We start from the raw sequence: 22,345 nt of genomic DNA on the forward strand, positions 1-22,345 counted from the left end.
GGGAAAGTTTTTCCCCTTTTTTAATATAAAAACCATGGAAACCAATTCTCCTTTCAAAAAAATTCAAGTAATTATTTCTTTAAAAGAAATGAATAACGATATCCGTTCCGTAAATATAATAGCTGTAGAAGTTGGTTTTCCCAATTCATCTGGAGCCTATATTTGGAAAAGTTCAAGTCGATTATGGAATACCAAAAACCAAACTTTTCTTAAAACAAAGAATAGAAATGGAAATGAAATAGATGCACTTGTACCTAGTACATGGAATGATATGACCGACTCTACTAATGCTTTTGTTTTTGATTTCGTAAAAAATGAAAAACCAAGTATCCTAAAAATTAGAACACAAATACTCACCACTATAAACACAAATGAAGTAAAAGAATATGAGGTTTTGGAAACCGCTAAAACATTTTCAACTTCCTTTCTAAACGTTACAATAGCTGAAAAAGTTATTGGTATAGATTAACAATGCTAAAATTAAAATTATGCCAACCGAAAAAACATTAAAATTACAAGGAACAAAACTAGTTCCTGTAAATCGATTCAACTTACAAGCTTCAAAACCAAGCACTTCATTCAAGAATACTAAAGCTACAAATTTTACAGTTATTGAACATCCTGTTATTTCTTCTATACATATTAAACCTGTATTTATTAATGTTTTCGCTCAAAAGGAATATTATCCGCTTATTGAAGACCATCAAAAAATCAATGAAACCTCAACTTTTAAAGATTATACAAATCCCAAAATAATACTATCTTTCCCAGAAGTAGAAGTCTTACCTAATAACAATACGCTTTTCTATTATGAAAATATTTTAGACAGCGCTGGACAAAATAAAGGACTTGCCGGAAAAATAACACTGAAATATACAGAAAAAAACAAAGTCGTTTCTGCCACTCAACAAAACATTACACTTAGTTTAAAAGAAGTCATTCTAAACTTAAAAGTAACTGGGCAAACTGTTAAAATAAATGGTGTTGTAGACACTGCTAAAAAAGAAATTACTTTCCACCTTAAAAATGAAGCAGTTAAAATTGCGTTCCAAAATTTAACTACTAACATCAATGATTTCAAATGCAATTTAGATTTGTTTTTCGATTTCAAAGGCTATTCTAAATTTAAGAAAAACTTCATTTTTGCAAAAGATTTTTTGGTAAACAGATCACTACTAAACATTAACCTGCAAGACAAAAACAAAATTCAAACTAGTAAAACAATTATTGAGAAACCTCTTATTGTAAATACTATAAGAACTCAAAAAGCAGATATTAGGAGAGATATAAGAACCATTCAAACTGAAAAAAAATTGGATATAAAAGGTGTAAAAACACTTCCTGAATTTGTAAAAAGCACCTTCTTATTAAAAATAAGTAAAACCATAAATTATCCATTGGCAAACAATCCAGCTAACAGTCTTTATAAAACCGTGGATGGTGGTTTTATAAACAATCCGTTCAATTTAAACGAAGATTTTTCTCAGTACCAACAAATTTTTGTACCCGGAGTAAATTTTGATAAATTATCCATTTATAAATCTACTACAACTGCTAATGAGTTTTTACTAATCCCAAAAAGATATCATATTAGTAGAGATACAGATACCATGAAACCCTGTATAGAAACCATTTTTCATGCCTTTGAAGATGGAACTGGCTTAACAGAGGATATTTCAAAAATTAATTTCCAATTTGCCATTGGACCTAATGTCTCTGAATATGAATTGGCTAAACTAAAAATCGATTTAAAAAACAATAATTTTTTAGATGGTACTAATCCTGATTTTATCAATGATGTACGTTTCATTTACCCAACAGACATTAATGCAGATTATGAAATCAGTGGCAATCATTTGCTACAAAATGCAGCCATAAGTGTAGATGGCAAACATTTTTTAATGTCACTGACCATAGAAGATTTAAACGAAGCTAGTATATTAATCAATGCCATCAATAATTCTATTTCTCAATATGCAAACATCAATTTTAAACATAAAGAAATCAAAGACACTGCTGTTATAGACATCAATTTAGAAAAGACTATTGGTGAAATTGTAGCCTCTACGTATGAAGAAAATACTAAAAAAATTGTAGTTACCAATATTTCTATCTCACAATGTAAATTAAAATCGGCTTTAACAATAGATAGCAATAACAACATGCACTACAATAGTATGCTTTTCTCTAACTATCCTTTACTGAATAGTAATACATCTTCAGAAATCAATTTGGTGGATTTGAATACTAATTTTACAACCAATACCTTAAAAGATATCTATTTTGACTTTGAAAGTATTGAAAAAATAAGTGACGAATTTAATCAAATTGTTTCTTCATCCACAGCCTATAACCGGTATTTACAGGTTCAAATTCAAAATCAAGATAAAAAAACAAACAAACTTCAAATTAAATTAACCGTTAACGATACGGGAAGTCTGTTTATTATTGAAAAGCTAAAGAGTGATTTTAACAAACCCGTTCTTTTCAATTTTATCATTAAAAATACAGCAATTGTAAATACTAGTATTGCTTGTGATGTGAACTATTATGATTTAGATGAAAATATAATAGGCAATGAAACTTTTGATTTTGACTTTTTAACTTCTTCTATCCTTAGTATTCCAAAAAACAATCCTTAAACATCATGCAAAAAAGTATAGAAACAAGATGGTTGCTCAAGTCAAATGCTTTTGAAACTATTGCTTATTGGTTTAACCAAAATAATGCTGCTTTTAAAAATAAGGACACTTTCTCTAGACAAGATTATTATTTAAAATTAATTAAAAGCACGCATTTAGGTGTTAAAATTAGAGAACCAAAACTGATTGATGGCGAACAGAAATCGAAACTAGAAGTAAAACTACTTATTGAAGATAAAGGACCACAAAAATTCAACAATAATAATCAAGGCATTGTCAATATCTGGGAAAAATACAGTTTTGAAACTATTGGAAATGACCCTGAAACCGAAAAAATAATTGCTCTTTTTACTTTTAATGGTTTTGACCAAAATGCCTGGATTAAAATTGACAAAGAAAGATTACTTCTTAAACTAGACACAACTAAAAATAAAATTGTCTCAGGAGAAACTTTAATTGATGAAGGCAGTGGCATTGAATTAACACGCTTTAAAATTGAAAATAAAATCTATTATTCTTTGGGAATCGAAACCTTTTCTTCTGCTAAAAAAGAACAAGAAAATTTCAATCAAACAACCGATTTTATCTTTAATTCCATTAAAATATCTGGGCTGGATAGCTTGCAATCGCTTTCGTATCCAGAAATTATTAGCAATCATTTTTTATAATATTTATTCTCATGAGAACCATACAATACAATAATAAAGCACCTGAAGTAGCCGTCTTATGCGATTTACTTGCCCAATTAGGTTATGATCTAATTGTTTCCGATTCTTTTACCTTAGCAGTAGATGTTGTCGTACGCGATTTTCAATACAAAAACAATTTAGTGGTAGATGGGATTGTAGGAGTTAAAACTTGGTCAAAACTTTATGAATTAAGTTCTTTTGGCACACATAATAATAAATTACTTTCAGAAAAAGACTTACTAGACTTTGCTACAGTATATAATTTAGATTTAGCTTGTGTAAAAGCCGTAAACGAAGTAGAAAGCAGTGGCAAAGGTTTTTTAGTTAGTGGCAAACCAAAAATTCTTTTTGAAGGGCATATTTTTTGGAAAGAACTCATAAAAAGAGGAATTGACCCTTCTTTATATCTAAATACAAGTACAGCAGATGTTTTATACCCTATTTGGACTAAAAAATATTATTTAGGTGGCGATGCCGAATATTCTCGTTTGGAAAAAGCGGTTCAAATGAATGCCAACCCTATTTTTAAAGAAGCTGCTTATTGTGCTGCATCTTGGGGTTGTTTTCAAATTATGGGCTTTAATGCTGTGCCAATGGGTTATTCTTCTGTTGCTAATTTTGTAGAAAAGATGTATCTTAGTGAAAAAGAACACCTTTTTGCTTTTGGTTTATTTTTAAAAGCCAATCATTTGATTCCTTATTTACAAAATAAAGATTGGGTTGGTTTTGCTTCACGTTATAATGGATTGGGTTATAAAGCCAACAAATATGATGAAAAATTGGCCAATGCGTATCAAAAATATTCTTAAAAAAATGATATGAGTTATCAAATAGAACAAATGATTACTACTTTATCGAATAAAGTATTGCGATTACAAAACGTAAAAAGCGACAACGATTATTCTGGTGGCGGCTGGTATGAAGATATTTCTTATGCCATGTTCTTATATGGCGATTTTACCTTTAAATATGTTGTTGAAACGTTTAGGAGTATTAGTGGTGGTGGTTTATCTATGCCTTATCAAAACAGAGAAGAACATTTTGGGAATTGGAAAATTACGTATGAAAATTTTACCACCTATATCACTTTTACCTTTGAAGATTATTCGCAACAAAAATATGAAACCCAAAATTTAGGCACTGGTTTACAAAAAATGGGCGAGCATACTTGGAATCGTTACCTTATCACATAAAAAAGAAAAATTAAAAACCCAGATAGCACATTCTATGATAAAATACACACTCGCGTTTTAATTTTTTAAAAAAAGCTGTGACATTTTTTTTTTGTGACAAAATTTTTTGCCACAATTACTTTTGTCACAGTTTTTTGATAGTTCAGCTCTGATTTCTTTTGAATAAATTTAATACTTTTTTAAAACACAAAGTAAAGGCGAATTTGCAATACTAGCCTACAATAGAAATGATATTAAATCTAACACATTAAATATGAAAATAATCATCAAAATAATATAAACAACATAAAAAAATATGGAATAATTATTATATAAAGAGTCCTATTATTGTAAACCAATAACAGGACTAGAAATGAGTTGTAAACCTATAGTAGGATTAAGTATAAAAAGGTAAACTTATTTTAAGCAAGGCATTCTTATATTAATTTTTCTTATATATATCTATTAAAAATATCAAGTGTTAGTCGGAAGTTTATCTTAATCATTTTCTTCTGTTATGCTTAAATATACCGGCTTGTTTTCTTGCAGACATTCTTCACAAATTTTGTAAGTTCTATAAAAAGAATCTATCCTATTATCCTGTATATTTTTGCCAAAAGGTGTTCCATTTAATCCTATTTTATGTCCTAAAAATTCAATTTCTGTTCTTTCATTAGGCTCAAAAACTCTTGTAGATAATAATTCTTTGATTTTATTTTCAACATGTTGTTTTAGCTCTAAAACTTCCTCAATTGTTAATGCTTCATCTTTAAATTTTTCTTTTCCAATTCGAGTCAAAATTTTTCTTGGAACAGCATCATTGTCTTCTCCAAAAGTCTGATACCTGTTTTTGTGTATTCTTAAAAATTCATCGAAAGATTTATTAAATCTAATTGTATTAGTTATGTGTATCATATTTTTTATTGTAAAAAATTAATTTGAACTTTATCTCTAGTAACAATATTATGATTAATATTGGTTCTTACTTTGGTAAAACCAAACTTTTTAGCTTGTTTTCCAGCAAAGGTTTCAAAAGCAGCTTGCTCATATGACATTCCTTTATCAAATGCTTTCCAAAACTGATTTAAGTTTATAGATTGCCCACCGTAATCAGTATAAGCATTCGATTTTTCCCATATACTAACAGTTCCATCTACTTTTCCATATTTTTTTGCTCTTAAGAAATACTTTAATCCATCTTCATAAATAATCTGTCCTATTCCTGAAAGTTTATTAGTGATCTCTTTTGGAATATTAAAATCCCCATAAAGCAAGTGTTCACCATTTTTAATAGGCAAATCATTTAATTTGTATTTGTCATCTAATAATTTCATATAGCATTTTATGTCAATTTCTTTTCCTTTTTGAATAAGCTTATAGTATAATTCATTTCGATTAGGGGATCGGGAAAGTTGCCCAATATTGTTACCCAATTCATCTATTAAAGTAAATAACATTTTTACTCCAGATTTTGGTGCTTGACCCAATAACTCAGCATCTTTCAAAGATATTACTTTTCTTCTATTTATAATGTTCTCACAAACTTCAAAAAACTTGTCTTTATGATTTAAATTTTTAATAATATCCTTACTAGCTTTTGCGAAATCTAATGAATTAGCTCTTATAATAGCTTCATCCTTATATATTAAAGCTATTTGTTCTTCTACTTTTTGTTTCGTTTTTACTTCTCCAGTGACAATTATAACTCCTTTTTTTAAAAGCTCACCAACTTTCAAATCATTTAAAACACCTTTTGTTGCTAAAATTAATTCTGTCTCATTAGCAAAGAATTTTACCGTGTTTTTAGTAAAGCTCGCAATTTCAATTTCTAGAATCACCTTTAAAACACATGCTCTTAAAAAATTAAGTGCATTAAAATTTTTTGCTGTTTTTGCTAGAAGTAATAGTTTAGCACCTCCTTTTAATATTCCATTTATTGCTGCTGGACCAGCTGAGACTATTCCACCAACAAGATAGATTTTTTCCCAGCTTGCTAGAAACTCTGCTCCACCTTCTAATTGTAAAATTTCTTCCTTAAAGGTTTGAACAGCAACATCTGTAGTCGCAAGACCAACATCTGCAATTGCTAAAGCTAAAACACCTGGGTTCCCAGTTGTTGCAATGGCAATAACACCTAAAACAATTGCTAAAACATCAAAACCTATTCTAATGTTTTTTTCAATTTCTTGAATTTCAACTTCGTCAGAAAGTGCTTTTATGTAAATGGCAGGAACTAATTTTGGAGCACTGTCTTTTGAATCTACATCGAGAAGATAAACCATTTCTAAAGGATGATACATTGCTCCATAATCTAATGGCAATTCATCTTTAAAAGGTGTATAATCGGCACCAAATAAAGGTATAAGTCGTAATTGTTGAATAAAAAACTCATCCTCTTTTTCATTATTTCCAATACTAGTTACATTAGCATCATATTTATATTCTTCTCCATAAAAAAAAGTTTTATCAGTAATAGTTAATTCTTTAAAACCATTAGAAGCACATAAAGCATATAGTAGGTTACTAAAAATTATGCGATTACTCATTTGTTGTTCTTCAAAAAAAGAACTACCATCTAAATTTTTATAAATTCTTTTTACAAATGCTGGATTAGCTTTAAATTTATCAAATAATATGTTAGATTTACCATACGCTTTCATAACGTTTATAAGAGCAGAACTTCCATCTCTCCAACCACTAAACAAACCATCATCATCATAATCTGTTAAAACATTGATATGCTCCCAAAGTATTTCTTCATTAAGTAAGGATAAAATATTTTTTAAAGCAAAATCGGGCATGTTCTCATAAAGAAATTTCAATTCACTCGCTTCTTTTGAGTTTTTTAATTTGTCTGCAAAAACCTTTGTTATTTTATCTTCTAAAAAAGTTTCTCTTCCAATTTGAGATACAATAGCAACAAAATCGTTTAGTTTTTCTGTTTCAATAATGATTGCTTTATACATGTCATTTAAAACATAATCATTGTCAATTTCTGGAGTAATACTAAAATCTCTTTTATCAATTGCATCTGTGTAAATAAAACTGATTTGAAAATTCAAAGATTCGTTTTTTTCATCAATTTTAAAACGAAATCCAGGATTGATAAAATCTACTTTACAAGCTCTAGTATTTAAACGTATCTTTAATGCTGCGGTTTCTCTTTTTCCTTGAGCATTCTCATATTGATAAGGAATAGTTTGTTCATGCTCAGTAATCAAACGAGGTCCCAATCCATCTCCACTTAAAATTAATGTGGTTGTTGGTAAGTTTTTAGTATATTCCTTATAGTGAAAGAAAAAATCATCTGAATTTGAATTTACTTTTAAATCTTCTATTAGTTTTTTACTATTTAAAGCGCTTCTATAAAATTCATCTTTATACTCACCACATTTTTCTATTTGATTTCCAAATTTATTATCAAATGTAATCACTTCAAAACTTCTGCTTGAATTTGAATTGATTAAAGGAAGTGTTCTTTGAAGCGACCCTGCTTGTTGTTTTAAATCTAAAAACTGCAATCCTTGCAAAAGCTTTTGGCTTTCTATATCATATTCATCAAATGTGTTTGCCATAAGTTTTAATTTTAGTTATTTCTAATTTGTTTGTTGGAAATAATTCAAGAAGAGGCACATTGCGTTTTTCAAAGTGATTTATTTTTTCTTGTGTTGTAACTAATAAATCTATATGGTAATTTAAATCTCTTGTCCATATATGCGTATTCGTTATAGGAAAATCACATATTATAACAACATCCCAGTCTTTTCCATTTAATTTTTCCCAATTTTCAATAGGTGTTCTTGCTCTACTTCCATAAAGTACAATTTTTCTTACTGGAGTAATGTCTTCTATTTTTCTTCTTAATTCATTAAGAATATATGGCAACACTAACTCGTGCTGCCATATACTTTCCATCTTTACTTGACTCATATTAGGAATCTTGAAATTGGGAAAAGGTTTGTTTCGCTAGGAAGACTTAAAGGAACTCTAGCTTTATCCTGAATTCTAGCGTCTATATAATCATACTTTCCTATTTTTACCAAAGCATCATCTTCAACAATTAATCTTATAGTATCAAACATAGGATCATCACCTGGTTTTGTAAACACAAAATCTTTAATTTTACTTGTATCAATTGTGAATGTAATTCCATCTGTTGCGCCTGTGTTTGAGATGGCTATTTTCGCTGTAACACCGTTAATTAACGATAACTGTTTTGCTAATTCATTAAAAATTACAGCACTTCTGGTACTACTCAACCAATTGGCATCTCTATTTATGGTTATGGTTTGTCCCATACATTCATAAATTTTTGGGAAATTATTATCCGCATCGTGATCTCCTATGGTTTGAAACATACGATTGTCCATCCCTTCAAAAGTAAACTCAATAAATTTAGTCTCTTCTTGATTTAATTGAGAATTACTAATAACAAAATTCGAATTACATGGTATAGCATCTGGGTCTTCGAACGTGTCACTATTTACATCATCACAATTGCAAGGAAGTGCCTTTTCAACTTTTAAACCAATACTATCTGCTTGTAATATAGTTAATGATGTAGGAACTCGTGTAATCCAAGCCTTACCTTCTTTTTGCCCTAAAGGTTCTCTTAATTCATCTACAATAGACATGAATAATTCATCTTCAATAACGGGTACTTCACCACCATTCCAAATTTGCCCTGTTTGCATATAATAACGAACTGCTTCTTCAAAACCTGGACGAACTGTAACCACAACTCTTGCCATACCCGCTTGCATGAAGTTTCTAAACAATGGATCATTAGAATCATCATATTGATACAACGTTGCCCATTCCGAGCGATTACCCCAATAATATGGATATAAATTATATGACATAATATCCCATTCGAAAGCTTGTTCCATAAACTTTACGAACGCTGCATAATCGTCTAATTCTTTTCCAAGATTTACTTCTGTATTACCAAAATTTCCTACAGCAGTAGCATTACCTACAATTTTAAATAAATTACTTTTCCCGTAGGTGTTTTTGGCTAATGGGTTTTGATCAATTAAATAGGAAATACAGTTTTTACGTAAAATCTTGTTTTCAAATTCACGATAGAAACCTGGGTTTGTTCCTTTTATTTGAATACCCGTTGCTTTTTCTTCTGCCAATTTTTCGTTATAAACAGTTAATGCATCTTCATAAGCATCTATAATAGCTTTAAATGTTTCTTGTTGCCATTTTTTTCTTGCTTCACTTGTTAATTCGCATTTTATTTCCACATTTACACTTCCAGAATGATGTCCCATAACGGAATATGAAATAGGAATAACACCATTAAAACTCGACACTGGATAATAAACTCCTTTACTCTGTAATTTTTTACTTCCTGCAATAACCGCCAAACCATAACCTGGTTCAGATGGATAATACCAATCCGCAGTTACGCCAATAGCATTATAACCTTCTGGTAATTTCACTTCTTCATTTCCAGCTGCAACTTCTTCCCATTCTGCTCCCATAGTTTCTGGAGTGGTAAATGAGAATGATTTTCCAATACTTAAGTAGGTTGCCGGAGCAAGTGTTACCTCAACATTGTATTTTGCTGCCCAATGTTTAAGTGTTACTTCTGTAACTTTTGAATAATCAGCCAAATTGTTATTTAATGCTTTTCTTGGATCTTCAGGTTCAATAAGTAAAGACATTTGTTGTTTATTCTCCTGCATTCCTAAAGAGTGTAATTTAGCTGGTTGAGGAACCATAAATTCAAACATCAAACGCTTGCCATAGTTTACAATTTGATTTTTAAATAATTTATCCACCCATCTGAATACTCCTACTACATGTTTATCTCCTTTTGTGTTATCAAAACCATGTTTGTTATTTTCTTCAAATTCTTCAACAATCTTATTAATTCGTTCCTCTTTAACTTTACTAACAATTCTGTCTAAAGCAGATTCTGTAATTTCCTTTGCTTGTGTTACAGCTTGTCTAGTACTTTCTTCTTTTGAATTATGAGTGGCATAATTTACTCCTGTTGAAAAACCAATTTCACTTCCAAAAGCTTTAAAACTCCCATTAAAATTTGCAAATGCACTAAAATCTTTACTTTCTTGTAATACTTTAGCCACTTCGCTTTGCATATCAAATCTTGAAGTACTGCTTGTGTCTGTTAAATGTTCTCTTTCTGTTTCTGAAGAGGTAGTAACGGTATTCTCACTTCTTCGTAACCTTCTCGTGGCTTTTTCCTTATATTCACGAGCCATAATGTTCTCGATATGGGCAACGTCACCTTCAACATAGCATTGTGTACTCTGCTCTACTTTTTTATAGTCTGCAATTCCCAATTGTTTCACTCCAAATCCACTTGGAATAAAAGGAGATTCATTTCCACTACCTAATTGGGTGTCATCTCCATTATCTCCTTCGTCTAATGATGTTATTAATGTTCCTGATGAACACAAACTCAATTTAAATTCAGGAATTGAAAACTTTTTAACCACTCCATTCGTAAAAGTAATTTCCCCGCTAAATGATTGCAATAAACTTTCTTCAGCTAATAATGGAAGTCCTATTGCCATATTTTTAAAGAAAATAGTATTTCCTATTCTAGATAAGGCATACGTATTTTGTCCATGATTCGCATAATTATTTCCATCAGATCTTACTAAAGAATAATTAAAACTTGCTACATTCCAAGTATCGTCTGGCACTGCAATAGACAAATCTGAATTATATCTAGCAATCGACCCCATTAAGGTTTTACTAACTGGTTTTGAACAAATTTGAAATCCAAAAAGTGTCGTTGGAACAGGTATAACAAGAGGTATTAATATTCCTCCCACACTTACAAGAGTATTCTCAGATGAAGAAGTATTAGATGAAATAATTTCATTATTGGTTGCTATATTAGATGATATATAACCTGTTAATTCATTGAAATCATTATAATCGTCAGATAATGTTAATACACTAGGTTGAATAAGTCGTTCTTTTACATTAGTATCTACAACTTCAGAATATTTGCCTGTTATTTCCAATAAAGCTTCAAAACTTTCAGGGGTTAATCTAGCTTCTAATTCTTTTAAATCTAATGGATCTCTAAAATTGAACTCAAATTCTGGAATTATAGGAGTAGGAACAGTTGGTGGTTGATTACATGGATCTTTAGGATCATAAACTACATTAGGATCTTTTATAGCACACCAATCCTTTTTTGCACTTTCTAAATCATTTTTATACTGTTCTAAAATAGGTTTTACAATATCTTCATGATTTTTTTCGGCTAACGACAATGCACTATTATATTCTTTCTGAAAATTCTTGCTTATCGCTTTTAATTCGTTTTCTAATTTTTGATATCTTCCATTTTCATACTCAGTCTGTGCAATTACTTGCTGTTTTATCATCTCCTCTTGTGGATATGTTTTTTTAATCACTTCTTCTGAAGCCATCATTTTAGCTACACCACTTTCAGAAGCAATGGCATTGTCTTCAACAAATAAGGCTTTTGGTAAGACAACTTTTGCATTTACTAATGTTTTTGTTAGTACTTCATCACCATTAAATTTTACGACTAAATGATTGGCTTGTAACAATTGAAGTAATCTCTCTTTAGCATAAAAATCGCTTTGAGTTACCGTTTGATAAAAAAGATTATCCCAAAGATTAGATAAAACATTTAAATCCGTTATTGCATTTACACCCGCCATTTTTTGAGTTAAATCGTTAGTATCAAAAGACAAACGGTTTTTAGCAATCCATATTGATAACTCGGTTAGCTTTGCATTTACAGCTTTTATTTCTTGTATTGTTAATGGAGTAAAAGTTTTAGCAATTTGCTTTAATTCATTCCATTTAAAAGTTTTATCTTTTACTATATCAAATACTCCTGAAGGAATATTTTTTTCTCTAAAGATAAATCTATCATTTTGTTTTTCTTCATCAGCCAATTGTGGTGATCTCATCGAAACAAATCTAAAAAGTGTGTTTTTGTTTTCTGTGCTCATGTTTATTAATTAAATTTTTAAAAAAGTGTATTTATCTGGCTGCGCAACCTTCTAAATAAAGAATATATTCTTAATAATTGAAGCTTATAATCAATTATAATGCAAATATAAAAGAAAATATTCTATTATACAAATAAAACAAAGAAAAAAATCTAATTATTTTATATTTATTTGAATATTATCTTATTATAAAGGAAAATAAACTATTTGTTTTTATATAACAGAGAAAATATTCGATGTTTTTAATAAAATTGTAATCCTAATGAGTCCGTATTTAAGAGAAAGTTAGAACTTATATAGACCAAAAAGTACTTAGTTATTATGTTTTAAAAAACGGTTTAATAAAGTAAGGCTTTGATTTTCAAAACGATAAAAGAGAGAGTTCTTATTCAATGCAATAGAAAAGAGGTATCAATCTGTAATGATTTAACCCTCGTTTATCTTTTAATAGAACAAAAGACAAACAAAATGAAGATTTTATACTTACTAAGAGCAAGATGTATAGTGGTACTTTTGCGTAAACCTCCTTTTATGGCAACGGTTAATTCTCCAGTCAAAGATAATTGTCAATGTTCGTTTTTTTGAATAAAAAAATCCGCCCTAAGGCGGATTTCTACTTTATAATTCTGATATTTTAATTAAGTAGTCTTTTTTATTATATTTTTCTAACATAAAAATTAGTTTTTTGGTATAAACTTTAAAATAGTCATATAATTCTTGATTGGTATAAAATTGAGAAAAATATCCATCAAATAAAGCATTAAAATTATAATCAGGATTTTCCAATATCCATTCAAAAACCACTTTTTGATCTTCAATATAATCAATTTTTAAATTAGATAAATCAATATCTTCTATGGCATCTTTATAAAAATCTTTTATTTTTTTAATACCTTTAACATCTTTATTAAATATTGCATTATGAATTGCTGTCTCTAACTTTTTTTCTTCCATAATTAAAATGCTTGTTTAAAAATTAAATTTTCTACTATATTATTTCCTGTTGAAAAATAACCTCTTTCCGATAGTTCTTTTAACATGTTTTTTTTAACATTTTCAAAAATAGGCCTGTAATGACCACTATGATTAGTGATTTGTTTAATAATTCCATTTTCAATTATAATATCTCCTGCAGCTGCTATCTTACTCCCAGATAAGAAACTAGAATGGTGAAATTTACCAATTTCATTACTCTTAGAAATATATATTTCCCCAGTTTCCGACATTACATATATTGATTTGTTTGAAACAATATTTTCGCCTTCAAGTCCAATTTCAATACTCCCATTAGTGTCAAATAGTTTACCGTTTTTATCTATGATTCTATCATGTTGAACAAAAATTTCAAACTTTTTTCTTTCAAATTCATCAAGATATTTTACTTTTTTCTCAAATTCAAATAATCTTCCACCTTCAAGATAAATTTTTTCTAATCCTCTAGTTTCTTTATAAATAATTTTTGAAGAACTAATTACATCAAAATATTGATATAGATGTTCAATTACCTCATCAATTTGTTTAGCTTCATCTGCATTTTTTGCGGTTTTCTTTACATCATCAGTATGTTCTAGAACTTCTTTGGCACTTTTGCGTAAACCTCCTTTTATGGCCGCTGTTAAACTATACTAACAAAGATAATAATTGTAAGTGCTATTTATTGAGTATAAAAAAACCACCCGAAGGTGGCTTTGAAATTAATTTTCTTTTCTATAATAATTTCCCTCTTGATCTTTTTCAATTTCTGAAGTAGTGTATTTGCCTTGAATGTATAGTGGTTCACCTGTCTCATCTGAAATCACTAAAAAATCTACACTATCAAATAAAGACTTAATTATAGCTACCCAACAAGGATGGTTTTTGCCAGTATTTTTCCCCCTAATTAATTCTTCATTCTTTTCAAAAACTATTTTTTCAATATCGGATTCTTTATATAAATCTTTAAAAATTCCTTTAAGTGTTTTTTTGGTTATTTCTAAAATTTGTTTTTCTGTATGTTTCATTATATTTTAATTTTTAATGGGTCTAATCCATATTCTCTAACTCTTATCTTGTTAATGTAATTTAAAGCGTCTTGTAATTCTGGTTTTGTCCATTTGCTTTTGTTAGCGAAAATTTCTTTCCAGACATAAGTTTCTTTTTCTAATCTTGATAATGATAAATAAGCTTCTCCTAATTCTTCATAGTGTTTCAAATGAGCTAGCTCATGAAATTGAACTATTTCTGTTGCGTTTTTACTTAAATAAAATTGTTTAGTGTGTGCGTTAAATCCTCCAGGAAATCCTTTTGCTCTCATTGCATAAAATAATTCATCTATATTTTTAAACTCATCAATAGGCTTGAATAATTTTGTAATACTTTTTATGTCTCCTTCAACAATTAAATGAATTCCTTTTTGTTTTAAAAAACTTCTTAATTGTCTAATCTGAGAAGCTGTTAATATTTTACCTCCTAAATTACCAATTTTTCTAGAAACCATAAAATCAATCTCTGCAACATCCTCCAAATGCTCAATTACCTCATCAATTTGTTTAGCTTCATCTGCATTTTTTGCGGTTTTCTTTACATCATCAGCATGTTCTAGAACTTCTTTGGCACTTTTGCGTAAACCTCCTTTTATGGCTGCCGTTAACTCAGCTTTCAAAGATAATAATTGTAAGTGCTATTTTATTGGGCATAAAAAAAGCTACTCGAAAGTAGCTTTGAAGTTTTATATCTAAATATTTATTCAAGTATTGTAAAATACTTTCCTTCATTATTTTTTTGTATTTTCATTCCAGATTGTTTATGTTTTATAAAAAATGGTTCACCATTTAAATCCGAAATTTCTAAAAAGATATGATTATTTTCAATCTTTGATTCTTCTTCAAAATCAAATCCAACAATCCAATAAGGTTTTATGTTCTTTACTGCTTGTTCGTATTTTATTTCTTTAGGCAAAAAACCTGCTTCATCAATTTTTTTTAAATTTTCTAACTGTTCGTCAATACTTTTAAAAATTGGTTCAATTTCTAAATTAGAATTATAGCCCCATCCGATATCTTTCATAGTTTTAATAGCGATATCAACTATTTCTTGTTTTTTGTATATCATTTTTTATTAATTTTATCTATAAATAAATTTTAATCCTTCCATTTCATAATTTAAATCAAATTTAATCTTAGAACCTTTTTTATTTGCTTCAACAACTAAATCTTGAACATAAATATAAGAATCAAACAATTCTTTTTGAGTCCATTTATTTTTTGATTTCCATATTTCTTCCCAAACAATTATTTCTTCTTGTACAAAATGAACTTTAGGTTTTTTATCAAACCAATATTTTAGATGAACCATCTCATGGAAAACAGTTAATTCAGAAGCATTTTTTGAACGTAAAAATAATTCTGGTGGAGGTCCTTGTCTAAAGCTACCTAAAACATTTCTTTTGTTCCAATCTGTTAACTTATTTTTTAAAGAATGGTCAATATCAACTAGTTTAACTCTAACTTTATACTTTTGCCAAAGAAAATCTTTTAATAAGTCTAACTCTTTTTTTGTTAATAATCTACCTCCTGATAAATCAAATAATTCATCTATTTTTCTAAATAATTCATTAGTTTCTCCTGCAACATCTTCCAAATGCTCAATAACATCTGCTTTTTCAGCTTGAGTTAGTCTTCTTTTTACATTATTTTCTTCAATAACCAGATTATCTAACTCTTTCTTTACATCATCAGTATGTTCTAGAACTTCTTTGGCACTTTTGCGTAAACCTCCTTTTATAGCAACGGTTAATTCTCCAGTCAAAGATAATAATTACAATTACTATTTAGTAAGCACAAAAAAACCACCCGAAGGTGGTTTGAGAAAAAATACTACAATCTAATATAACTCCCATCTGGAAGTCTATATCCGTGAGGAGTGGTATAATAAAGAATTTCAAAAGTTTTTGCATCTACATAACAACTACAATAAAAACCCTCTATTAATGATATTAGCTCACCTTTATCGTTGTACTTTACGTTAGTGTCCAAGGTTTTGAATCTCACTACATATGTTTCACGCATTGATCCATCTAAATCTTCTTCAACTTCTTTATCCCAACATTTAATTCCTATATCTAGATCATATTCTAAATCAATAGATTTCATATTCTTTTTAACTTTTTCTAGTATTTGATCTTTTGTCATAATTTTTATAATTTTATTTTGTTAACATCTACTCCTGCTCCTTTTAAATCTTTTAATACAGGTAAAATATTTTTTTCGTAAGCATGTAATAATTCTTTTTTATTGAACTTATTCCCATTTTCTAAAATTTTGTTATATACATACATTTCACGCTTGTAGGTTCTAATAAGGTCTAACTCTAAATTGCCACTTATTACTTTCATGCCTTTTATATAGTTATCTTTTCCTAGTTTTATAAATTCTTCAAGATGTGAAAATTCGTGAAAAATTTCATATTCAGTGAAACCTTTTTTAAGAAATATTTCTTGAGTAAATGGGTTAAACCCTGCTTGTTTACCAGCAAGTAAGTTGTCAGTTTCATCAATAATTCTTAATGCTGCTTTGCCATTACTGATTTTATCAATTTTATTAATCCATAATTTTATTTCTTGCCTTGATAATTTTTGACCTCCTAAAAACCCTTTTCCGCCTGGTGGAGACATTGGAATACCTGATTTTGCCATTCCATCCAAATGCTCAATTACCTCATCTATTTGTTTAGCTTCATCTGCATTTTTTGCGGTTTTCTTTACATCATCAGCATGTTCTAGAACTTCTTTGGCACTTTTGCGTAAACCTCCTTTTATGGCAAGGGTTAATTCTCCTCCCAAAGATAAGATTTGAAGAGCTAATTATAAAGTATAAAAAAACCACCTTCGGGTGGTTTTGTAAGCTTATAAAACTTCTACATTATCGTTTTCTTTTATCTCATCTATTGATTTTAAATCTGTTAAAAAATGTATCATTTTCATCTCAGCAATATTTGATGACACTTCTATATCAATAATATTAGCTTCTTTTGAATAATTACTTCCTTCAATTCTAATTTTCTTATTTTTAAATTCGTCTAAAAAAAATGATTTATCTTTATCAATAGCTTTTAGTTTAGTGTTTTCATCTCTAAAATTTACTCCTACTATTACATTATCATTTAATTTGTCTAATTGTATTATTTTTAATTTTTTGTAATCCATAATAATTGTGTTATTTGTTCGAAATTATAGTTTTCATATTTACTTCCTTTTAATATATCTTTATGACTTTTAAATCTTTCTAAAGCGTCATCTAATAAATCTAAACGGTCAACCTTATTTAAATCTTTTCCATGTTTACTTGCTCTAATACTTGCTTGCATTTCTTCTAATAAATTATTTTGACTTCCTGATAAATTTGAATCAAAAAAAGTTTTGTTATTTAAGGCAGCTAAACGGTGTCCTTCCAATTCATGAGCAATAGCTGCCCTCCAACTTAACCTTGAATTAGCTGTATTAAACTTACCTGGCATAACATCTGTATTTATAACTAATCTATCTAACCCAAACATTAAAGAATAACCTGTTTCATGATCAGAAATTCCATCCTTAAAATCAATATTTTTTTCATCAATATTATATTTTTTTGCATATTCTAAAATTTCATTTTTTTGTTTTAGAGTTAAATTTGCTTCACCCCTAAGTCCTTTAGAATAAACTATTTTTCTGTATTGATTTATTGCTTTTTTAAAACCAGCAACCTCATCCAAATGCTTAAAAAAATCATCAATCTCATCATTGGTTAGTTTTCTTTTTAAGTTATTTTCTTCTATAACGAGATTGTCTAACTTTTTCTTTAACTCATCAGTATGTTCTAGAACTTCTTTGGCACTTTTGCGTAAACCTCCTTTGATGGCTGCCGTTAACTCACCTCCCAAAGATAATAATTGTAATTGCTATTTATTGAGCATAAAAAAAGCTACTCGAAAGTAGCTTTATTCGTTTTATTTGTTAAAATTTTATTTGTAATCAAACCTATCTTCTTCAGGATACCAATAACGTGTTAAAGTTGGATTTAATGTACCATTTTCATAAGCTATTAGTTGATTTTCGATAGTACCTAAAGTACCAAAATTAACCACTCTTCCTGTTTCTTTCTCTACTAAAAATGGAACTTTATTTGCTAACTCTTTATCTGAATTTCCATTTAGAAGATATTCTTTAGAATCAAAGTAATAAATATTCCCATAAGATTTTTTAATTGTTTCCTCAGCATAAAACATCATTTCAATATTACTATCCTTTTCTAATCTCTTTAAATATTGCTCACCAATTTGTAGCATTTCTTGTTCTGTCAGCATAATGTTTTTGTTTTAATTTATTTTTATCTTACTTTTAAATATTCAAACCATCCCTCTCCTTTTTTATACCTGCCATTAATGAAATCTTGCACTTTTCTTGTCTGTTCAAAAATAACATTCTCTCCCGTTTGACCATCTAATAAATGTATTTTTCCTTGCTTTTTAATGCCCACAAAGTAATGACCATAAGACGAAAATTTATTTGTGTTTTTATATGTAATTTTTTTGAAAACCCCACGTATTATTATAATTTCTCCTTCTTGAATCAATAGTTCCATTCTAGAAATTGTTGAAGGAATAAAACTACCACCGCCAAACTTTTTTGCAACTAAATCAGTTCCAAGCATAGGTGAAGGAATTGCGCTTTCAATTTTACCTGTTTTAAAGAATTTAACAATAACTTCACTTGTAAGTGCGCAATTTTCATCTCCTATTTGTATTATTTCATTACCTATTGCTTTATGATTAAAATATGGCATAGCTTCTTTTATATAATCAAATGGATTGTCTATTTTAATTTTTTCTAATCTAGCTAATCCTTCAATAAATGCTTTTACTCTTATAGGATCTTTTGTTACTACTATTGAAGAAACTGGTGCATTTCCACCTAAATTCTCCAAATGCTCAATAACATCTATTTTTTCAGTTGAGGTTAGTCTTCTTTTTACATTATTTTCTTCAATAACCAGATTATCTAACTCTTTCTTTACATCATCAGTATGTTCTAGAACTTCTTTGGCACTTTTGCGTAAACCTCCTTTTATGGCAACGGTTAATTCTCCAGTCAAAGATAATAATTACTACTTTTTGGTTTTAAACATTAAAAAAGCTGCCCGAAGACAGCTTTAAATTTTAAAAAGTTCTATACTTAAATTCGTAAGTATCAAAGTCTACTGTTTTATCTTTGGAGATATACCATAAACCCGAAGTTGGATCTGTTGCATCTAACTGTATTGAAGACCATTGATCAATACGAATAATACTTTCTAAACCTTGATAAATATTTTTACCTAAGCAATAACAATCCTGGCCTAAAAAATACACAGCACCATTAGCATCTACAGCAATATCAAAATTTTCAGGGGAATATAGTCCAATAACATAAAGTTTTCTTCCTAAATCTGTTGCCCAATCTTCTGCAACTGAATCTGAATCCATTCCATCTGAATCTAATGGATTTAATGACGTTCTATTTACAACGTTTGAATCTTTCTTATCGAGAAGTTCTAAAATTTTTAACCCACCATACTCTCTGATGAATTCTCTAATAAATTCTGGATAATTATATCTCTCCATAAATTCATCATAGGTCGTTATCTTTCTGTTTGGATACCATCCCATAGTTTTTAGGTGATTTTCCATTTCTTTTGTAAAACTCATTTTTTATATTTTTAATTCTGTTAAGTCTTCAATTATATTAAAGTATTCCAACATTGGATTACAACTTTTACAAGCTTCTTTAAATATACCATGACGATTTATGTCTTTATTAACATCTAAAGCTTTTGAAATTGCGTTCTTATTAAGTAAATTTTTTGCTTTATCAAGATTAAGTTTTCCAAATTGGTTTTCCAAACTATATAAAAGTTGATTCAAGGCATCTACTTCAGCACACTTTCCATGATGAATAACTTCAGAAACTATACCCTTTTCCATTTCTAACCATTTGTTTTTTATCCACTTATCAAGTATTGGATGCAAATCCGGAAATTTACCTTTATTAAATCCTTTAAAACTTCTTCCATAAAAAACTTCACCTTTAAATTGAATTGCACAAACAGCCCCTTTTTTATCCTTCATTCTAGGTATGGATTCTAAAAACTCATCTGCTAACTCTTTTAATCTTTGATTTGTGGCTTTAGGCAATTCTCCTTTTCTGATACTTTTTACAGCTTCTTCCAAATCATCCAAATACTTCCTTGCCACATCATCACTCATCCCTTTTAGCTTATCAGCTATAGCTTCCACTTCTTTCTTTGTACCTCTAAAGATTTCTTTACCTTCTTTTATTAGTACATAAACATCATCACTTACTTTTACAGGAATGCCTGTAAATAAAGCTGGACTTTTAGGAACTTCTCTAATTTCAACACCAAATTTTTGAAAGGTATCTCTAACCGCTTTTGGGAAAGTAGCTAAAAAGTCTTTGGCTCTAGCAAAAATACTCTTAAGGAACGTTAAGAAATCATCTAATAAAAGTAAAAAACGCCTTAATTTCTTAAAGCGTTTTTATAGTTCAATTATTATTTAACATTTTATTTTTAAACAATATAATAGATTACATTTAAAAAATTTAAATCATCTTTTATTTCCTGAAGAATCTCATCTGAAATTTCAATTTCAATTTTATCATATTCTTCATATAAATTAAAAAATTTAGAAACATCTTCAAGAGAATTGATTTCGGTCCCATCTCTATACAAAAACTTAAGCACTTTTAGTATGTTGATACTATTTTCTTTACGATTAATCGCTATTTTTTTCATAATATTTTTTATTTTTTTTCCCAATACATATTCACATTTTTACCCTCAGTGATAGTAATATTTGTTGGTTTAAATTTGTTCTCAAAAATTTTAGTAATTGATTTTCCAGCTGGAGTACTTAAAGCTGCTTCTACCTTATTATCTAATACATTTTTATAGACTTTCATAAAAGCGTCATAGTTATCTTTCATTGATTTAGCAGGAAAACTACATTCTATTTTTTCAAAATTATATTTTTTAATTAACTCATACATCGCTTTTGAAATGTCCTGACCTTTATAATCGAATGAAACATCAAAAACATTAAATAATATGCCTTCTTTATCAATCGAGGAAGTCCCTTGTAATATTTTCTTACCATTGGAATCAATAATATAGTGATTAATTTCCTTCATACCTGTTTTAAAATTTTTAAAAGAATGTTGAAATCTTAATCCCAATTTTCTGAATTTATAATCTTTAGCATTAATAAAATCATCTAGTTTTTTAGTTTCTATTAATTCATCCAAATACTTTTCAGCCACATCATCACTCATCCCTTTGAGTTTTTTAGCTATCGCTTCCACCTCTTCTTTTGTTCCTCTAAAAATCTCTTTGCCGTTTTTTATTAAAACATACTCTCCTTTTTCTATGAGTGTTTTTATGGCACCTTCTACTGAAGCTAGTACTGGACTTTTAGGAACTTCTTTAATCTCAATACCTTGTTTTTCAAAGGTTTCTTTAACAACTTTTGAGAAAGTTGATAAAAAGTCTTGGGCTCTAGCAAAAATACTCTTAAGGAACGTTAAGAAATCATCTAATAACGGTTTTATGTTTTTAGATTTTTTGTTTAAATTAAATAGAGATTGTCATTAATGCAATGGCAACCTCTTTTTAATATTTATCGAACGTTATTTCTTTGAGGAACTAACTTTCTATTAATAAACCAAATTTTTTATCTTCCATAAAATTCTTAAATTTTGATAAGTAAATATAAATTTCCTCATTTGAAAATTTGATTTTTTCTTTATTTGGAATATTATTTATTATATCATCAAATTTAAACCCTTCACTAAT

The 22,345-nt window shown here is 28.6% G+C and carries 26 protein-coding genes; 6 read left to right on the forward strand and 20 right to left on the reverse strand.

The window, feature by feature from the left end; translation table 11 throughout:
- Positions 1-34 precede the first annotated feature (34 nt).
- From HALO113_RS14145 to HALO113_RS14165, 5 genes are read left to right on the forward strand one after another with little or no spacing between them, the layout of a single operon-like run.
- A complete protein-coding gene (locus HALO113_RS14145) occupies positions 35-469 on the forward strand; it encodes a hypothetical protein (protein ID WP_159779742.1) in 435 nt (144 codons plus the stop codon).
- 19 nt (positions 470-488) lie between these two features.
- Entirely contained in the window at positions 489-2,642 is a 2,154-nt protein-coding gene (locus tag HALO113_RS14150; RefSeq protein WP_159779743.1) for a hypothetical protein, read from the forward strand.
- 5 nt (positions 2,643-2,647) lie between these two features.
- On the forward strand, positions 2,648-3,310 hold the full coding sequence (locus HALO113_RS14155) for a hypothetical protein (protein ID WP_159779744.1): 663 nt from the start codon (positions 2,648-2,650) through the stop codon (positions 3,308-3,310).
- Between the two features lie 11 nt (positions 3,311-3,321).
- Positions 3,322-4,140: an N-acetylmuramidase family protein gene (locus HALO113_RS14160; protein WP_159779745.1), complete on the forward strand. Its 819-nt coding sequence runs from the start codon at positions 3,322-3,324 to the stop codon at positions 4,138-4,140.
- A 9-nt stretch (positions 4,141-4,149) separates the two neighbouring features.
- The gene (locus tag HALO113_RS14165; RefSeq protein ID WP_159779746.1) at positions 4,150-4,524 is read left to right on the forward strand and encodes a hypothetical protein; all 375 of its coding nucleotides are present in this window, start codon (positions 4,150-4,152) and stop codon (positions 4,522-4,524) included.
- Positions 4,525-5,001: 477 nt separating this feature from the next.
- On the opposite strand, the gene HALO113_RS14170 is transcribed toward HALO113_RS14165, so the two are convergent.
- The 20 genes from HALO113_RS14170 to HALO113_RS14265 all read right to left on the reverse strand — a co-directional run bounded on the left by HALO113_RS14170 (position 5,002) and on the right by HALO113_RS14265 (position 21,825).
- Positions 5,002-5,418 (reverse strand): hypothetical protein, encoded by a 417-nt coding sequence (locus HALO113_RS14170; RefSeq protein WP_159779747.1) that lies wholly within the window; start codon positions 5,416-5,418, stop codon positions 5,002-5,004.
- A gap of 5 nt (positions 5,419-5,423) precedes the next feature.
- Positions 5,424-8,078 (reverse strand): hypothetical protein, encoded by a 2,655-nt coding sequence (locus HALO113_RS14175; protein ID WP_159779748.1) that lies wholly within the window; start codon positions 8,076-8,078, stop codon positions 5,424-5,426.
- On the reverse strand, positions 8,062-8,433 hold the full coding sequence (locus HALO113_RS14180) for a nucleotidyltransferase domain-containing protein (protein ID WP_159779749.1): 372 nt from the start codon (positions 8,431-8,433) through the stop codon (positions 8,062-8,064). Before HALO113_RS14180 ends, HALO113_RS14175 begins: the two co-directional genes overlap by 17 nt.
- Positions 8,430-12,482, reverse strand: coding sequence for a hypothetical protein (locus tag HALO113_RS14185; RefSeq protein WP_201297658.1), 4,053 nt, complete (start codon positions 12,480-12,482; stop codon positions 8,430-8,432). The genes HALO113_RS14180 and HALO113_RS14185 overlap by 4 nt, the downstream gene beginning before the upstream one ends.
- A 618-nt stretch (positions 12,483-13,100) precedes the next feature.
- A complete protein-coding gene (locus HALO113_RS14190) occupies positions 13,101-13,436 on the reverse strand; it encodes a hypothetical protein (RefSeq protein WP_159779750.1) in 336 nt (111 codons plus the stop codon).
- Between the two features lie 2 nt (positions 13,437-13,438).
- Positions 13,439-13,708, reverse strand: coding sequence for a hypothetical protein (locus HALO113_RS14195; RefSeq protein WP_159779751.1), 270 nt, complete (start codon positions 13,706-13,708; stop codon positions 13,439-13,441).
- Positions 13,709-14,176: 468 nt separating this feature from the next.
- Positions 14,177-14,482 (reverse strand): hypothetical protein, encoded by a 306-nt coding sequence (locus HALO113_RS14200; protein ID WP_159779752.1) that lies wholly within the window; start codon positions 14,480-14,482, stop codon positions 14,177-14,179.
- The gene (locus HALO113_RS14205; protein WP_159779753.1) at positions 14,482-15,123 is read right to left on the reverse strand and encodes a zincin-like metallopeptidase toxin domain-containing protein; all 642 of its coding nucleotides are present in this window, start codon (positions 15,121-15,123) and stop codon (positions 14,482-14,484) included. The genes HALO113_RS14200 and HALO113_RS14205 overlap by 1 nt, the downstream gene beginning before the upstream one ends.
- An 80-nt stretch (positions 15,124-15,203) precedes the next feature.
- Entirely contained in the window at positions 15,204-15,572 is a 369-nt protein-coding gene (locus HALO113_RS14210) for a hypothetical protein (protein ID WP_159779754.1), read from the reverse strand.
- 12 nt (positions 15,573-15,584) lie between these two features.
- Complete coding sequence (locus tag HALO113_RS14215; protein ID WP_159779755.1) at positions 15,585-16,268, reverse strand: hypothetical protein; 684 nt, start codon at positions 16,266-16,268, stop codon at positions 15,585-15,587.
- A 68-nt stretch (positions 16,269-16,336) separates the two neighbouring features.
- The gene (locus HALO113_RS14220; RefSeq protein WP_159779756.1) at positions 16,337-16,651 is read right to left on the reverse strand and encodes a hypothetical protein; all 315 of its coding nucleotides are present in this window, start codon (positions 16,649-16,651) and stop codon (positions 16,337-16,339) included.
- A gap of 5 nt (positions 16,652-16,656) precedes the next feature.
- Positions 16,657-17,301, reverse strand: coding sequence for a zincin-like metallopeptidase toxin domain-containing protein (locus tag HALO113_RS14225; RefSeq protein ID WP_159779757.1), 645 nt, complete (start codon positions 17,299-17,301; stop codon positions 16,657-16,659).
- Positions 17,302-17,364: 63 nt separating this feature from the next.
- Positions 17,365-17,664, reverse strand: a complete 300-nt coding sequence (locus tag HALO113_RS14230; RefSeq protein ID WP_159779758.1) for a hypothetical protein — start codon at positions 17,662-17,664, stop codon at positions 17,365-17,367.
- Positions 17,646-18,380, reverse strand: a complete 735-nt coding sequence (locus tag HALO113_RS14235; protein WP_159779759.1) for a hypothetical protein — start codon at positions 18,378-18,380, stop codon at positions 17,646-17,648. The genes HALO113_RS14230 and HALO113_RS14235 overlap by 19 nt, the downstream gene beginning before the upstream one ends.
- Before the next feature lie 81 nt (positions 18,381-18,461).
- Complete coding sequence (locus HALO113_RS14240; RefSeq protein ID WP_159779760.1) at positions 18,462-18,803, reverse strand: hypothetical protein; 342 nt, start codon at positions 18,801-18,803, stop codon at positions 18,462-18,464.
- A 23-nt stretch (positions 18,804-18,826) separates the two neighbouring features.
- The gene (locus tag HALO113_RS14245; protein ID WP_159779761.1) at positions 18,827-19,591 is read right to left on the reverse strand and encodes a hypothetical protein; all 765 of its coding nucleotides are present in this window, start codon (positions 19,589-19,591) and stop codon (positions 18,827-18,829) included.
- Positions 19,592-19,655: 64 nt separating this feature from the next.
- The gene (locus HALO113_RS14250) at positions 19,656-20,183 is read right to left on the reverse strand and encodes an SUKH-3 domain-containing protein (protein ID WP_159779762.1); all 528 of its coding nucleotides are present in this window, start codon (positions 20,181-20,183) and stop codon (positions 19,656-19,658) included.
- A 3-nt stretch (positions 20,184-20,186) separates the two neighbouring features.
- Positions 20,187-20,771, reverse strand: a complete 585-nt coding sequence (locus HALO113_RS14255; RefSeq protein WP_159779763.1) for a YwqJ-related putative deaminase — start codon at positions 20,769-20,771, stop codon at positions 20,187-20,189.
- A gap of 293 nt (positions 20,772-21,064) precedes the next feature.
- Positions 21,065-21,289 carry a hypothetical protein gene (locus HALO113_RS14260; RefSeq protein WP_159779764.1) on the reverse strand — a complete coding sequence of 75 codons (225 nt, stop codon included), beginning with the start codon at positions 21,287-21,289 and terminating at the stop codon, positions 21,065-21,067.
- 8 nt (positions 21,290-21,297) lie between these two features.
- Entirely contained in the window at positions 21,298-21,825 is a 528-nt protein-coding gene (locus HALO113_RS14265) for a hypothetical protein (protein WP_236554730.1), read from the reverse strand.
- A gap of 4 nt (positions 21,826-21,829) precedes the next feature.
- On the opposite strand from HALO113_RS14265, the gene HALO113_RS14270 reads away from it, so the two are divergent.
- Positions 21,830-22,144: a hypothetical protein gene (locus HALO113_RS14270; protein WP_236554732.1), complete on the forward strand. Its 315-nt coding sequence runs from the start codon at positions 21,830-21,832 to the stop codon at positions 22,142-22,144.
- Positions 22,145-22,345: the final 201 nt, after the last annotated feature.

The sequence above is a fragment of the Flavobacterium sp. 9AF genome (assembly GCF_902506265.1).
Classification (GTDB): domain Bacteria; phylum Bacteroidota; class Bacteroidia; order Flavobacteriales; family Flavobacteriaceae; genus Flavobacterium.